The organism is Candidatus Binataceae bacterium, from assembly GCA_035508495.1.
Taxonomy (GTDB): Bacteria; Desulfobacterota; Binatia; order Binatales; family Binataceae; genus JASHPB01.
The window spans coordinates 89,094-104,353 of sequence record DATJMX010000030.1; the positions used below are offsets into that span (position 1 = coordinate 89,094).

16 protein-coding genes and 1 tRNA gene are annotated in these 15,260 nt (G+C 61.5%); 14 read left to right on the forward strand and 3 right to left on the reverse strand.

What is annotated here, in order from left to right; genetic code table 11:
* Window positions 1–11 precede the first annotated feature (11 nt).
* From VMA09_10460 to VMA09_10500, 9 genes are all read left to right on the forward strand, one after another.
* Window positions 12–671, forward strand: a complete 660-nt coding sequence (locus tag VMA09_10460; protein ID HUA34017.1) for a ferritin-like domain-containing protein — start codon at window positions 12–14, stop codon at window positions 669–671.
* 30 nt (window positions 672–701) lie between these two features.
* Window positions 702–1,307, forward strand: coding sequence for an HNH endonuclease signature motif containing protein (locus VMA09_10465; GenBank protein HUA34018.1), 606 nt, complete (start codon window positions 702–704; stop codon window positions 1,305–1,307).
* A gap of 19 nt (window positions 1,308–1,326) precedes the next feature.
* A complete protein-coding gene (locus tag VMA09_10470) occupies window positions 1,327–1,560 on the forward strand; it encodes a GlsB/YeaQ/YmgE family stress response membrane protein (protein ID HUA34019.1) in 234 nt (77 codons plus the stop codon).
* 263 nt (window positions 1,561–1,823) lie between these two features.
* A complete protein-coding gene (locus VMA09_10475) occupies window positions 1,824–3,086 on the forward strand; it encodes a hypothetical protein (protein HUA34020.1) in 1,263 nt (420 codons plus the stop codon).
* A 290-nt stretch (window positions 3,087–3,376) separates the two neighbouring features.
* Window positions 3,377–3,940 (forward strand): elongation factor P, encoded by a 564-nt coding sequence (gene efp / locus VMA09_10480; GenBank protein HUA34021.1) that lies wholly within the window; start codon window positions 3,377–3,379, stop codon window positions 3,938–3,940.
* On the forward strand, window positions 3,941–5,152 hold the full coding sequence (locus VMA09_10485) for a methyltransferase domain-containing protein (GenBank protein ID HUA34022.1): 1,212 nt from the start codon (window positions 3,941–3,943) through the stop codon (window positions 5,150–5,152).
* Between the two features lie 141 nt (window positions 5,153–5,293).
* On the forward strand, window positions 5,294–6,136 hold the full coding sequence (locus VMA09_10490; GenBank protein HUA34023.1) for an LLM class F420-dependent oxidoreductase: 843 nt from the start codon (window positions 5,294–5,296) through the stop codon (window positions 6,134–6,136).
* 295 nt (window positions 6,137–6,431) lie between these two features.
* Window positions 6,432–6,626, forward strand: coding sequence for a helix-turn-helix domain-containing protein (locus VMA09_10495; protein ID HUA34024.1), 195 nt, complete (start codon window positions 6,432–6,434; stop codon window positions 6,624–6,626).
* Window positions 6,627–7,182: 556 nt separating this feature from the next.
* Entirely contained in the window at window positions 7,183–7,665 is a 483-nt protein-coding gene (locus VMA09_10500) for a nuclear transport factor 2 family protein (protein HUA34025.1), read from the forward strand.
* A 185-nt stretch (window positions 7,666–7,850) separates the two neighbouring features.
* Here the strand turns inward: VMA09_10500 and VMA09_10505 are convergent, their stop codons facing one another.
* Complete coding sequence (locus tag VMA09_10505) at window positions 7,851–9,818, reverse strand: RNB domain-containing ribonuclease (protein HUA34026.1); 1,968 nt, start codon at window positions 9,816–9,818, stop codon at window positions 7,851–7,853.
* Between the two features lie 66 nt (window positions 9,819–9,884).
* Here VMA09_10505 and VMA09_10510 point away from each other — a divergent pair, with 66 nt between their 5' ends.
* On the forward strand, window positions 9,885–10,100 hold the full coding sequence (locus VMA09_10510) for a hypothetical protein (GenBank protein ID HUA34027.1): 216 nt from the start codon (window positions 9,885–9,887) through the stop codon (window positions 10,098–10,100).
* Window positions 10,078–11,100 carry a hypothetical protein gene (locus VMA09_10515; protein HUA34028.1) on the forward strand — a complete coding sequence of 341 codons (1,023 nt, stop codon included), beginning with the start codon at window positions 10,078–10,080 and terminating at the stop codon, window positions 11,098–11,100. The genes VMA09_10510 and VMA09_10515 overlap by 23 nt, the downstream gene beginning before the upstream one ends.
* A 225-nt stretch (window positions 11,101–11,325) precedes the next feature.
* Here VMA09_10515 and VMA09_10520 read toward each other — a convergent pair whose 3' ends face one another.
* Window positions 11,326–12,000: a hypothetical protein gene (locus tag VMA09_10520; protein ID HUA34029.1), complete on the reverse strand. Its 675-nt coding sequence runs from the start codon at window positions 11,998–12,000 to the stop codon at window positions 11,326–11,328.
* 104 nt (window positions 12,001–12,104) lie between these two features.
* Window positions 12,105–12,704, reverse strand: coding sequence for a hypothetical protein (locus VMA09_10525; GenBank protein HUA34030.1), 600 nt, complete (start codon window positions 12,702–12,704; stop codon window positions 12,105–12,107).
* 172 nt (window positions 12,705–12,876) lie between these two features.
* Here VMA09_10525 and VMA09_10530 point away from each other — a divergent pair.
* The 3 genes from VMA09_10530 to VMA09_10540 all read left to right on the forward strand — a co-directional run bounded on the left by VMA09_10530 (window position 12,877) and on the right by VMA09_10540 (window position 15,235).
* A tRNA-Leu gene (locus VMA09_10530) sits at window positions 12,877–12,961 on the forward strand.
* 219 nt (window positions 12,962–13,180) lie between these two features.
* On the forward strand, window positions 13,181–13,999 hold the full coding sequence (locus VMA09_10535; GenBank protein ID HUA34031.1) for a hypothetical protein: 819 nt from the start codon (window positions 13,181–13,183) through the stop codon (window positions 13,997–13,999).
* A 252-nt stretch (window positions 14,000–14,251) separates the two neighbouring features.
* A complete protein-coding gene (locus tag VMA09_10540; GenBank protein HUA34032.1) occupies window positions 14,252–15,235 on the forward strand; it encodes a c-type cytochrome in 984 nt (327 codons plus the stop codon).
* Window positions 15,236–15,260: the final 25 nt, after the last annotated feature.

The window sequence follows — 15,260 nt, forward strand, 5'->3', positions numbered from 1 at the left end:
GGAGGCGCTGCATGGACGCTGAAGCTTTCGTCCGGCAATTGGTCTCCGAAAATGACGAAATCCTGCGCCGACTCGCGCCTGCCCAGGCCCTCAAGGCCGAAAGCGGCGGCGACCTGAATCCGCAGCGGCTGCTGCGTATCGCGCTCAAGAACGAGATCGAAGCGAGCGAGATCGCCGCGCTCTGGATGCCGCACGCTGCTGGCGCCGAGCTGAAGCTCGCGCTCGCGCGGCAGGCGGGTGACGAGGCGCGGCACTATCGGCTTATCGAAGAGCGCCTCCATGCGCTCGGCGACGATCTGGCGGGCTACGATCCGCTCGCGCCGGGCTACAGCCCGATGTTCCAGTTTCTCGCGGGGCTCAAGTCCGACGTTGAGCGCGTCGCGGCGGGTCAGTTCACGCGCGAGGCGATCGCACTCGCGCGTAACGCGCAGTTCATCGAACTATGCGATATGACCGGAGACCACCAGACGGCGCGCCTCTACCGCGACGTGATCCAGCCCGACGAGCGCTTCCATCATGAGCTCGGTGTGCGCTTCCTGGAGCGGCTGGCGACCGGCGACGAGGCGCAGGCGCTCGCGCAAGGCGCGCGGGCGCGCACGATCGAACTGGCCGAGGAACTGCAGACGCTCGCCTTCAAGCGCAGCGGGATTCATCACGCTCCCGGCTGTTGATCGCGGGCCGACCGGCGCGAGTTAACCGCGATGGAAAACGTCCACGACAACAGCACCATAATCAGCGAAGTATTCACTGCGCTATGCGCGAGCGATCTCAGAAAGGCGCGCTTCACGATCAAGGACAAGTACGAGTTCCAGCTCGTGACGCCCGCGACGCGTGTATACAGCGAGGTCGAGCTGCTCTCGGTCTTCATGCGCGACGGCTTTATCGATCGCTACTCGCCCAATCGCCAGCGCCTGATGTTCCCGGGAGTCCTGCGGCTGCTGTCACATTTCATGCCCGATTTGTTCCCCTTCGATCCGCATTGGAAACTCTCCGAATGCCATATCGCCTACTGGGAGCTGATGCCGACGATTGACCATCGCGTGCCGGTCGCGCGCGGGGGCGTCGATGCGGAATCGAACTGGATCACGACCTCGCAGATTCGCAACAGCGCCAAGGGCGCGTGGACACTCGAGGAACTCGGATGGAAAGAGCAGCCGCCCGGAAACCTCGCCGAATGGGACGGGCTGATGGCGGCATTCGTCGATTACTTCGACAAGAACCCGCCGCTCGCCGAGGAGCCCTCCCTGAAAACGTGGCGCGATGCGGTCGCCGCATGCGAAACCAATCGCGCCAAACAACCCGCCTGAGACAGCAGCCGGAGAATCGATGATCGCAACAATAGTGATCGGTCTCGTCGCAGGATGGCTCGCCGGCATCCTGATGCGCGGCAGCGGCTACGGAATGTTCGTCGACATCCTGCTTGGCCTGATCGGCGCAGTGATCGGCCGCTGGATCTTCGCAACGCTCGGAATCGCCGCAGTAGGCGGCCTCGGCTACCTCGCGATGTCCACGGTAGGCGCCGTGGTTCTGGTAGCGATCACGCATCTGTTCCATCGCTAGCGATGCGGAGGCTCCGAGCCTTTCCGTCGCCCATTTAAATCGTTGGCCGCGATCGAGTCCGTCATCCAGAGCGGTGACCGCGAAGGATCTCGGAGGCCCCGAAGGGGCCGGCACCGGTAAGCGCGCGAAGCGCTTTCCTTAAGCGCGATCTATCGCGAGAAAACGCTTAAGGGTTGGACGCGAACAAGAAAGCTCGAACTGATCCAAACAACCAACCCGGCGATGGCCGATCTCAGTCCCGCATTGGCATAGAATACTGGACGATGCGGTTTCACTTCGTGCACGCACGAATCTTTCTTGCACTCGCGATCGTGGTGGCGTTCTCAATCGCGCCCGCACCAGCGCACGCCGACACCCTCGCGGATCGCGCGGGGCAGCTTGCCGATGCTGCGTTTGTGATGCTCAATTCGCTCAACAATGCGGAGGCCGGCAAGTACAGCGGCGGGCCGCTGCTTGCGCCTACCGCTGAACTCGCGAGCAATGCGCAGGCGCTCGCTTCGGCAGTGAAATCCGGCGATACCTCGGGAGCGCGGCATGCGATGGCCGCGATCGTTCGCGACCAGGGCACGATTGAGCCGCTCACCAATGGCATATCGCCCACAATTCTCGCCGAATGGGGTTCGCTGAAGACCCAGATCGCGTTGGTACAGAAAGAGGTGCCGCCCGAGCAGGGTGCGCCGCCTTCGATTCCGGCTGCATCTGAACCTCCTGCCGAATCACCGCCGCCGGTCGGCTCGGCGCCGGTATCGAGTCACGCCAGCGCACCGCAAATCGTGATCGACAAGCGCACTTCAAATCCCGAAGACGATTCGCTGACCGTGCATGGCTTTATCCAGGGCACCGATCTCAAGGACGCCGGGATCTATCAGGGTGGCCGCAAGCTCAAGGATATCGAGGTCGCGAGCGTGCACGGTGAGCAGCGCCTCAACTTTACCTTCAAGATCAATGATCCCGAGCCCGACCAGTACATCAGTGCGACGGATATCGAGGGCCGCCAGGCGAGCGCCAGTATCACGGGCGATTCGAGCGCCCCGTCATTAGCACCGCCAGCGAGCGAAGCGGGCGGTGCGTCCGAAGCGGGAGTCGCACCCGAAGCGGGAGAGGCGCCGACGATCGGAGGCTCGGACAGCAGCACGGCCGAGATTTCACCGTCGGGCGGTCCCGAGCTTTCACCCGAGCCCACCCGCCGCCTGACTGAGCTTGGCAACGTGCAAATCAATATCGCGATGATCCGGCGCTCGCCGACCGCGACCAATGAGTACGAAGTGAGCGGCCAGATCGTTGGCAACGTGACGCGCGCCGGAATCTACGCCGGCGGCCGCATGATCAAGCAAATCCCGCTGATCCCCGGCGGCTTCAGCAACTTCGACGTGACCTTCTCACGACTCGGCCGCAAGAATATCGCGATTCGCGCCTACGGACCCGGCAGCGACTTCGTCGAGCAGCCTCTCGCCCCGGGCGCCGGTATCTCGACCTTCAGCAACGCCCGCCCGTCGAGTCCATATCCTTACGGTGCCGCCCCCTAAACTGCGCGCGACGACAAATCAGCGGCGGCGTGGATTTACACAACAATCGCCCGGGGCAGAGAACGCGGGCGATCGAACTTCCCTTCCAGTGCAGGAAGGGAAAGAGGGTTAGGTCGTCTCTTTTTCTGAAAAGATCTCAGACAAACGACCTAACCCCCAGCCCCTTCCCGCATCAGGACGGGGGGGCAGGCGCAGTCCTGCGACTACCCTGATCATTCGCGGAGCAGCCTTGCTGCGTCCATCGGCTGTGGTAAAATTGGCTACTTAACCTTCACGAGAGTATTTCGACAATGCAGATTCAAGCGACGCAACTCCGCGCCGGTATGGTGCTCGAGTACAACAAGGATCTATGGCGCGTGATGAGCGTCACTCACATCACACCCGGCAACTGGCGCGGGATGGTGCAGACCAAACTGCGCAACATCAAGAGCGGCTCGCAGACAGAAAATCGCTTCCGCTCTGAAGACCGCGTCGAGCGCGTCATCCTGAACCAGCATACGATGCAGTTCCTCTACCAGGATGGCGACGACTATCACTTCATGAACACCGAGAACTACGAGCAGATCACGATTCCCAAGGATCTGATCGAAGACGTCGTCGGCTACCTCACGCCCAACCTCGAAGTCGAAGTCGAGTTCTACGAGACCACGCCGCTCAACGTCACTCCGCCCAAAACGATCACGCTCAAGGTGATCGCGGCCGACCCGGGTCTCAAGACCGCCGCTGTCACCAACACGCTCAAGAATGCCACGGTCGAAACCGGGATGGTCGTGCAGGTGCCGCACTTCGTCAACGAAGGCGATACCATCACGCTCAACACCGAAACCGGCGAATATCTCTCGCGGAACAAGTAGGTGCAGACGCCTGGCGGCAAGCGTGCGCCCGCGCGCGGCCGCGCTAATGCGCCCACGGACACCAGCCGGCCGCGAGGTCCACGGCGCGCGCCGCGTCCTGAGCGCGAGTCGCCCGCGCCGCTGCGGCTCGTGCCGGGGCTCTACTCGGCATATACGCAGCCTGGATTCGAGGTGATCGCGGCGAACGAAATTGCCGCCCGGATCGCAGGCGCGCGCGAAGTCGCTCGGCGTTCGATTCCGGATCGCGCCGGGGTCACGATCTTCTCCGCAAGGAACGCGGCCGATGCGCTCGCACGGCTGCGAACTACCGAAGACATCTTCACGGTTGCCGGCTATCGCGCGGGCCTTGGTATCGAGCCGCCGACGCTCGACAAGGTGCGAGGCGTATCGCGCGATGCGCCCTTTGTCGAAGCCGCCCTGCACGATCGCGCTACGATGACGCCCGGCTCGCGCGCGGGCCGCCGATTGCGCTATCGCGTCGTGGCGCGCCTGGTCGGCGATCACCAGTTTCGCCGCGTCGATCTCCAGCACGCCGTCGAACGTGGAATCGCCGAGCGCGAGGACCATACCTGGCGCCTTGACGAGGAAGCCGACGTCGAGTTCTGGGCCACAATGAACGCGGGCGAATTAGTGCTGGAAGTGCGGCTCACCGACGAGCGCATGCGCCATCGCGAGTACAAGGCGGCGCATCGAATCGCGGCGCTCAGGCCGTCGGTCGCAGGCGCGCTCGCATGGCTCTCGGAGCCCGAGGAATCCGACGTAGTGCTGGATCCGTTCTGCGGCACGGGTACGATTCTCATCGAGCGGGCGCATCTGGGACGCTATGCGATGCTCTACGGCAGCGATCGCGATCCCGCGGCGCTCGAAGCGGCGCGCGCCAACGTCGGTCCGCGCTACAAACCGATCCAGCTCGAGCGATGGGACGCGGCTGCCCTTCCAATCGAACCCGCGAGCGTGTCGAAAATCGTGACCAACCTGCCGTGGGGCAAGACCTACGGCACGCACGGCGAGAATCGCCGCCTCTATCCAAAGTGGTTCGCTGAGTTCAGCCGCGTGCTCAGGAAGGACGGCCGAGTCGTCGCGCTCACCTCCGAATGGCGCCTGATGCGCGAGCTCGAAGAGCGCGGCATCTTCAAAGCCGACAAAGTCTTCCGCGTGTCGATCCTCGGCGCCTCAGCCGCAGTGTACGTCGGCCGCAATCGCGCTCAGTAAAAAAGCAGAAGCAGTTACCACCAAGGCACGAAGACACTAAGCGAAGCGGCGCAGCGCCGCTTCGTTTATTACCTTACTGACTTTCTGCCTTCGTGCCTTTGTGGTTCTCTGCCTGCCTGACTTTGTGCTAAATCCCGTCGCATGAAATTCGGATTATTCGGAATCAATAACGGCGCTTGCGCATTTCCCAAGACTGCCGCGGCCGTGGCGCGCGCGGCTGAAGCGGCAGGCTTCGAAAGCTTGTGGACGGGTGAGCACGTGATCCTGCCCGACCCGCAGGTGGCGCCGTCTCCCGTCGCTCCCGATTATCCGATGCTCGACCCTGCGGTATCGCTCGCCTTTATCGCGGCGCATACGACGAAGGTGAAGCTCGGCACGGGGATTATCATCCTGCCGCAGCGCAATCCTGTAGTGCTCGCGAAGGAACTCGCCTCGACGGACACGCTGTCCGGTGGGCGGCTCATTTTCGGTATCGGAATCGGCTATCTCAAGCCGGAGTTCGAGGCGATCGGCGCGCCGTTCGATCACAAGGGCCCGCGTACCGAGGAGTTCCTCGCCGCGATGATCGCGTTGTGGACGATGGAGAAGCCCGAGTTTCACGGCAAGTGGGTGAACTTCAAGGGCGTCAATGCGATGCCGCGGCCGGCCTCGAAGCCTCATCCTGAGATCGTCTTCGGGGGCCATACCGCCGACGCCTACAGCCGCGCGGCGCGCCTCGCCAAGGGATGGTATGGGTTTGCGCTCGACGTTGACGGCGCGAAGAAGTGTATCGATGGCGTCAGGGAAGCATGCGCGAAGGCCGGCCGCAATTTCGCCGACGTTGAGATCAGCGTGACGCCGCGCGTGCCCATTGATCGTGATACGGCCAAGCGCTTCGCCGATCTCGGCGTGCATCGGTTGATCCTGCTGCAGCGCGCGCAGGACGAGGCCGGGATCCTGAAGCAGGTTGGCGAGGTCGAGCGGGAGCTTATCGGAAAGATCTAGGTTCGCTGACGGCTTGTTTAGTTAGTCTGCTTTCGTCCCGACTTGGGACAGAGCGTCCGCGATAGGACGAGGATGCCGCACGGCTGCGGAAATCGGCCAAGAGGTCGTTTTCGTGGCCTGATCGTCAATTTTGCGTCGCCCCGCCAAAAACATATCGACTGAGGCCATCCTTTTTTTGCCATCTTTCGCTACGATGCGTGATTTTTCCGAGCGCATTCTCCGGCACGCCGCTTGCGAGGTACGCAAACAAGTCTTGAATCGGCGAGCAAACGGTGGGAATGAGGAGGTTTGCGTAATGGTGAAGAACGAAAGCAGTCGTGTCCTGACGGTCAAAGAACTGTCTGATTATTTGAAAGTGCATCCATCGACGATCTACCGGCAGCTCAAGCGTGGTCGTCTTCCGGCGTTCAAAGTCGGCAGTGACTGGCGGTTTAATATCGAATCGATCGATCGCTGGCGCCTGGAACAGGACAGCTTCAAGGCGCTGTAAACTGCGGGGCTGGGGTGAAGGGGGATGTGGCAAAGGGGAGTGTGGCCACGCGCGGGGTGCGGATGACGCTCCCCGCCGCGGCCACCGTTTTTTCTGCAAGGAAGCGCGGCGGAAGCGCGAAGCGGTCCGAGGTGATTTGGCCCCCAAAAACCCCTTTTTTGCCCTAAACCATGTTGAGGGTATCGCCAGTCATTTGAAGTGATTGGCTGCGACTTACTCCGAGCCTTCGCGGCAGCCGCTCAGGATGACGGATTCGATCGCAGCGATAGGATCAGACGATAGAGTCATCTCCAAAAAAATACAGTGGGGTGGGCGTCCCTGCCCGCCATTAAGATGGCGCGCTGCGCGCCTTCGATGGCTGTGAAATCTAGCGCGAAGACGACCGCGCTCGATCAACGGCCACCCAAGGCCGCACCCGCTAACGGTCTTCCTCAACCTCGTCAGCGAGCTTTAGGAGCGATGGGCTTAGGCTGAATTGACGTAGAAAGGGCAGTTTACTAACTGACGGCATTAGCTCACACGCTGGAGGGGGAACATGTCAAAACCAGGTGCCCTAATGTTGGTAGCACTTGCCGTTGGTGGAATTGCATTTACACCGATCGCTCATGCCCAGACCGACGGTGACAAGGCGGCGGTCAAGACACTCAACCAACAGATCATGGCCGGCTTCAACCATCACGACGCCTCAGCAATCATGGCTTTCTACTCCAATGACCCGGACGCGATCTTCTTCGAGGACACTATCCCACTTCAGTTCAACAAGGCGGCGCTAATCAAGGTTACTACGGACTTCTTCAAGTCCGCATCCGATTTTCAGGCCACCATGGACTCGTACGATTCGGTCGTAAGCGGCGACCTGGCCGCCGTGCATTACGTCATTCGGAACAGTTGGACCGACAAGAACGGTAAGCATTCGCAAACCAGCCGCTACACGCAGATTGATAAGAAGGAGGGCGGCAAGTGGCTCGTATGGCATGAGCATTATTCCGTGCCGTTCGACCCTGCGACCGGCAAAGCTGTGTTCAACGCAGCGCCGTAGTTCTGAAAAATCGGTGGGGCGGGCGTCCCTGCCCGCGGTTAAGATGGCGCGCTGCGCCGCCTTCCATGGCTGTGAAAAAAGGTCGCGCCGAGAGGACTCCGCGCAATCAGTGGCCGGCTAGGATGCCCGCCCTACTAGATTTTGAAAGCATCAGAAGCTGCGAACGACGCGATGCAAATTCGATGCTACGGCGCGCGACGCGCCTCTCGATCTCCCACGCCTATATAGTCAAATGCCAGCCAGCCGCGCAGCGGATCTACGCGGCTTACCTGCACGAGGATCTCCGCCTGGTTCGATAGCGATGGAGCGTTGTGCAGTGTGCCGCGGACTGCGTAGTCAATTAGCTCGGCGCTGGCGCCATCGCGCGTGGCCCAGGCCTTGAGCGGCACTCCGATGCTGTTTTCTTCGAGATAGCGCAGCGTCCAGTAGCGTTTTGCGCGGCGCTCAAGTTCGCGGAATGAATCCTCGGCGCTCTCGGCGCCTGCGAGCACCGCCAGCAATTCGTCGGCGTTGTATGGCGCCGGCTCGCCCGCCAGCGCGGCCAGGATTTGGCGCTGCAGCACCAGGTCGGCGTAGCGCCGAATCGGCGAGCTGAGCTGGGCGTAGTAATCGAGTCCGATTCCCGCGTGATATTCGGGATAGAGCGATAGCCGCGGCCGCTGCATCGCATAGTCGAGCCCGGTTTGCGGCTGGACGCGGTAAATGATCGGGATGCGATTCTCTGCCGCATAGCGGGCCGCGACGAAATTGCTAAGCACCATGAACTCCGCGACCAGCACGCGCGCGGGCGATCCGGAGTCGAGGATCTGAATTTCGATCTCGCGCCCGTTGCGAACGCGAATCTTGGACTCGCGCCGCTGCGTGAGCATCGCTCCCGCGCGCCGCCGAATCTCCCGCATCTGCATCGCCATGCTGAACAGGCGCCGCACGGCGCCAGCCGCGTTCGAGTTCTCACCCTCGTTGGCGAGCATCGCATTGGCGCGGTCGTAGTCGACACGCTCGACGATCGGAATCGTTGCCGGATAGATCGACGATTTCAGCAGTTCGCCTTCAGGCGAAAGCGTCACGTCGGTCGTCAGCACCGGCCGCTCCCGCCCCGCGAGCAGACTGGCAGTGTCGCAGCCGAGGACGTCGGGGAGCATCCGCACTGTTGTCTCGGGCAGGTAAACGGTGGTCGCACGCGCGGCAGCCTCGTTATCGAGTGCGCCGCCTTTTTTCACGAAGTCGGCAACGAGCGCGATATGAACCCGCACTCGCGTCGAACCGTCGCTTTGCACCTCGCAGCTCAACGCATCATCGACTTCGACCGTGTCCGCGTCGTCGAGCGTGATCGCATATCCGCCGTCCATCACGGCGCGCGGACCGGGAATTGCCGCAGCCGCCTCGTTCATCGCGGCTTCGCTGAATTCCGTGCGCAATCCTGCGATGAGTGCGAAACGCGGCACGCGAGGATGAGCGCCGAGCCGTTCGAGCACCGCGAAGGCCACGTCGGCGGTATCGACCTCCGGCACCGCCGTCGTGAGCATCTGGGTGAGCTCGCGGGATCGCGTGAACGGATTCTTGAGGTACTTGGTGAGCTCTTCGATTAGCGCAGGCACATCGTCGGCGGGTTCGGCTGCCGCACCGCTCAGCACGTCGCGGATTATTTTCTGCGTGCGTTTATAATCGTCGCCCCGCGCGCGGACGCGGCTCGCCTGAACGCGCAGGCGCTCGACCTGCTCGGGCGAGCGCGGGGTGAACTCCATGTGCCGGCGCACGAAATAGACGCGATCGTTGAGCAGCGTCTCGAGCATCACCGAGGTTCCCACGTTGGAATGCCGCCCGAAAAACAGATCGGCCATCTCCTGCGCGGTGAAGCTGCGGCCCTGTTCGCTGATCACGCCCCACAGCAGTTCCATGTCGAGTTCGGAGTGGAGCTCGGCCCGCTCGGCCTTGAGCGCCTCGATTCCCTGCGCCGCCGCCGCGCGATCGATATGGCGTTCGGGGTAACGCGCCATCACGAGATCGCGCGGCACCAGATGCTCGCGGCCGGCGGAATCGACGACCGCGACGTGACGCTCCTGATCGCGAATAACAAAGGCACTCTCAAAGCGCCCCTGGTCAAGATAGTCGATCAGATTGCCGGCGTATTTTGGCGCGCTGGTTTGATGCATGATCGGGGGCGTCCGAAATCATTTTGACGACCCCCATTAGCAAAGACTATATGGAAGGGCGAACCGATGGCAGGCAGAAGGATCGAAATCGAAGTTCCCGACGAATTGGCGGAGAATCTCGACCTCGTCGCGCAGGCGCTGGGTATCCCGACGGTGGAGGAAACGGCGCTGATCGCAGTGGCGGAATGGGTGTCGCGGCGCAAGGCGGAGCTCGACGATCGCGATCCGGACCAGAAATACTTCGTAAATGAGGCGCTTGATGAACTTGAAAACAAGAAATAACCGGCACTTCCTCTTCGCAGCGCTTATTGCGGCGGTCGCGATCTTCGCGAGCGGCCCAGGTATCATGCGCGCGGCCGCACTCGCAGCCGGACTCGATGTTGAAATCCCGTTCGAAATAAAGCCGCTCAAAAGCAGCGTGGTCGCGCCGTACTTTCTCGCCGTCGACAATGGCAATCTGATCGTCTCGGACCAGGCTGGCGGCCTCTATACAGTGACGATGGGTGGCAAGGCTACGCCGATCGCGCCCAAGACCAAGCTCAAGAATCCGGCCGGCGTCGCGATCGCCCCAGCGGGATTCGGGTCGGCGGGTGATTACTACGTTCTCAACGCCACCGATATCAAAGGACCATGCGAGGTCGATAAGGTCAGCAAATCAGGTGACGTGAGCAGTTTCGCGAAGCTGCCAGCCGGAGCGAGCGGATGCCGCGACCTTGAATTCGGGGCGGGCGGGACGCCGTTTGCGGGCAAGCTCTACGCTGCGACGACCGGCAACGCGACAATCTATGCGATCGATTCGTCGGGCAAAGCCACGCCGTTTGGCACCTACGACAAGCCGGTCGCGTTCGAGCTGACGACGATCGGTTTCGCGCCCGCATCGGACCCCAAGGCGCCCAACATGATGCTGATCGGGATGCGTCCCAAGATGGCAGGCGGCGCTAAGGTTGGCCGTATCGGAGTCGCCGGCCCTGATGGCAAGCTCAAGGACGACCCTTACCTGGTAGGATTCACCCGGCCTTCGGGCTTTGGCTACTCGCCCGCGAGCTTCGGGACCTATGACACCGTGTTCTTCATCGTCGATACCGGCAAGCTGATAAGCGAAAACAACGGTGAGCGCGACGGCGCGGTGTATCGGCTCGAAAAAGGCCTCGCACGCCCATACGCATCGGGCCTGATGGATCCGACTGACATGAAGTTCGTCGGCGGCAAGATGGTAATCGCGGACCCCGCCGAAAAAGGCAAAGGCCAGGGCTCGTTAGTAATCATCTCGTCGATGATGTAACCGCTCCCAATCGTTCCGAAGCTAAGTAAGGCGCGGAGATTCTGATCCCCCTTCCCGATGCAGGAAGGGGCCAGGGGTTAGGTCGATTTCTGGATTTTCTTCCACTCAGAAGTAAAAACGACCTAACCCTCTTTCCCTTCCCGCACCGGGAAGGGAAGTTTGTACGACCCGCATTTTTTCTGAATACAGAGCGACTAAATTTCTTTGGATTGTTATGCGATCCGGTTATCGCCAGGCTTCGCGGACGCTTTCGGTGTCTCCCGTCTCGCGATTGATCATCAGCATCTCGACCTGGCTGTAGGTGCCCTTGGGGAAGAAAACATAGCCGCTGACGGTGAAGTTTTTGCGGACTTCCTCAGGCTTGAGCGACAGCGCTTCGATCTGCATCAGAGCCTGCTGATCGGCCTTCGTTTGTCCATTCTCGGCACCGCGGAACATACCCCATCCGGCGCCGCTGGCTGCGCCGACGATCGATCCCTGGCCGACCGCGCCGAAAGCCGAGCCCGCAGCGGCGCCGAGCGCGGCACCCACTCCGCCGGCCACCGCGCCGCTTAGCGCGGAGCTCGCAACAGCGGATTCCAGCTCGCGCGCGTTTCCGGATTGGCGCGCGGCCTCGAGCGGCGGGATCGGGGCGACGCGCTCACCGTTTTCATCGAGCGCAAAAACCTGCGACGGCACGAGCGAGCGCGGATCGTCGGTGCCGTTCGCCACTGAGACGTAGACCGGAGTCACGTCACCCACCGGCTTCTGTGCCTGCACGGATACGGACACCTGGCCCTGCTGCGGCGTTGCGACGTGCTTCGGCGTCGAATCGATAGGCGCGCGCGCGACACCGCATCCGGCCAGCGCAATCGCGCATGAGATGGCGACAGGGCACAGCCAATTCGGCTTTCGAGTCATCGTAAGAAAATAAGTCTAGCTCGCTGCAAGATATTCCAAAACCATCGCGCGCGAACGCGCATTACGATATACGATGCCCGGCATCGGTGCGTTTCAAGTCGATATTAGCGGCCATGCCCTCCGCCGTGTCCGCCGAAACCGCCGTGACCTCCGAATCCGAATCCGATTGCGGGATGTCCGATGGGCGTGCCGATTGGGACGCCGTGCGGTGCGCCGCCAATGATAATCGGACCATAAGGATGTGGCGGCGGCACGTGCGGCGGCCAAGAATAGAGCCACGCGTTGTAGCTAAAGCTGGTGCCAACGGCATAGACGAATGGCGCGGGAAAGATGAACGGGTTCAATGCGTACAGCGATGTCACCTGCGAATCGTCGGACTGGGCCAGGTATGCAGCGACGTCGCTCTCGTGCTGTTGCGCCATCTGGTAGCGTTGATAGTCGGCGAGGCTGCCGACGTAAACGCATCCGCATCCGTCGGGGTCGTAATACCAGAAGACAGGGCCATTTGCCGCGTCGTAGTAATGCATTTCGCGCTTGGGCAGAGTGTCGGCGATCGAAAGGTCATCCTGCGATTGCAATATGACGGTGTTGAATCCGGCGTCAGACAGCTCCTCTTCAGTCTGGGCGACATCGCGCGGCGGCGTCTTGCTCGAGCATGCGACCGCGACGATCGCGAGCAACAACATGACCGTCGACGTTTTCATGATGATTTTCGACCATGCGGCTGGAGCTTCCGCCTGATCGGACTATATCGTCGCGGCACGCGCGGCAACATGCATTTTGTGGGACATGGGAAGGGCCGCCTGGAACCTTCGTCGAGCAGGGCATTTATGATTTAAGAGATCGAGTCACGCGCCATAAAGCGCGAGGCTCAGGGCCGGGGTGGTGAAAAGGCAGACACAGAGGACTTAAAATCCTCTGGGAGGCAACTCCCGTGCGGGTTCGAGTCCCGCCCCCGGCAGCTCGATTCCCCAACAGAGATGCGACACTTTGTGTCGCTTGGCCTCTACCTGCCGTTCCAGTTCCCTGGGCATAGTATTTGGAAGATCAGGCGGTGCTGGGCGTTTCGAACGATGCCCGTACCACGGGGCTTGTGTTATTGTCTGGTAGTGGGAGACAAGAGATCTGATAGCGTAATTGCCGTTGTCAACCTGCGAGTTGCCGGTACGCGAGGTGAAACATGGGCAATATCAAACGCGCTCTCATCGTTGCCGCAGTTTCCGCCGTCGTCGCCATGTCATTCACTTCGATTCGCGCCGACGACATGCAAGGAATGGACATGGGTTCCGGCAATGATAATAACTCCAATGCGATGGCGGGCATGGGCGCGCACATGACGATGGGTGCGCACATGACGATGACCGACCTGCGCGCTCCGACTCCCGCGGACACCGCGCGCGGCCAGGAAATTATCCGCGTCATGCGCGACAACCTCTCCCGCTACGAAGATTACAAGGTCGCCGAAGCCGACGGCTACGAACCCTTCTTGCCAACCGTTCCGCAGGACGTGTACCACTTCGCAAACCGGCCGCGGACCGCGGCTGAATACGCCGGCGACTTCGATCTCGCCCGGCCGGGCTCGCTGCTCTACGAGAAGAAAACCTTCGGCGGATGGAAACTCGTGGGGGCGATGTACGACGCTCCCGCGAGCGACACTCCCGGCCAACTCGATAAGCTGATTCCGCTGGGCCTGGTGCGATGGCATGCGCATACGAACATCTGTCTGCCGCAGGGCATCACCGAGCAGGAAGTCATGGCTGGTGAGATTCACGCCAAGCGCACCGCCGCCAGCGCAATGGACGGCATCAACCACGGCGCCGAAGAACGCTATGGTTACATGGCCGATCCGCGATTCGGCTTTACCGGCACGATTTCAACCGAGGCCGACTGCCAGGCGGCCGGCGGCACCTTCCACAAGCAGATCTTCGCCTGGATGGTGCATGTCTACCCGTTTGCGAGCGATGACTTCAAGATAGCATTCAGCACCGACGCACCCTGACGAGACGCTCCTCCAGCTCCTCGCCGTTTGCGGCAAACCAGAGTTACGTGCCGCGGTCCGATTCTCGCGCAAGATCGCGCGGCGAGTCGCTCTCCTGAAACGAATTTCGAAATATCGCGGACGATCGCGAGAGTTTTAGAGAACAATCAAGGCATGAAAGAGGCAAACGGGGGGTGCTGTTTGTTTCACAGGGCTTCATCGTCTTGCTGTGCGAGGCAGACGCGTGGACCATGGCGCAGGGGATCGAAAAGAGTGAACCGAATCAGCTTTTTCGAGATTGCCCGGATTGCGACCGAATTCGCGATCGCCGCAATCTTCGCGTGCACGCTCTCGTCCTCCGCCAATGCGCAAATGATGGGCGGCGACATGGGGCAGATGATGAGCGGCGGGCACATGGGCTCGATGCCGAAGCTGATGGCCTGGATGAACGGCGAGGAAATCAGCGTATCGCCGACCGAGCCGCAACCGAATTTCAATGCAGGGCTGCTTGCGCACGGCGAGCTACTTTATGGAGAGCACTGTACGATTTGTCACGGCGCGAAGGGCAATGGAGCCGGGCGGCGCGCCGACGAACTCTCGCCGCGGCCACGCGACTTCACCAAGGGCGTCTTCGAATTTCACTCGACACCGACCGGCACGCTGCCGGCCGACGAGGATATCTGGAAAGTGATTTCGGGCGGACTCCAGGGAACCGCGATGGTCCCGTGGATCAGTCTCTCGGAGCGCGATCGTTGGGCGCTGGTGGCATACGTCGAGGGCTTCTCGCCTCGCTTCGCAAAGGAAGCCAGGAGCGCATCAATCCAGATTCCAACGCAACCCCGGGAAACGCCTGAGCTCGTCGAGCAGGGCAAAAAGATTTTCAGCGACGCGGGATGCGTTGAATGTCACGACGCCGAGGGTAGGGGCGATGGACCCTCGGTCGCATCGCTGAAGGACGCAAGCGGTGATCCGATTCGCCCGCTCGATTTTCATGACGGGATTTTTCGCCGCGGTTCTAGTCTCGCGCAGATTTTTCTGACGGTCCGCACCGGATTGAACGGCACTCCGATGCCGTCTTACGCCGACTCGCTTTCGCCTGATCAGACCTGGGCCGTCGCCGCGTTCGTGCGAAGTCTCGCCAAGTCAGCATCCACGATGGACAACGCAGGCCGCGAAGCGCGCGCGCAGCAGCGGATGGGGATGGCGATCGATATGCCTGGAATGTCGGAGATGCCGATGGGTGGCATGATGCGCTAGCGCAGGGCGTCGACGAGGATCTACA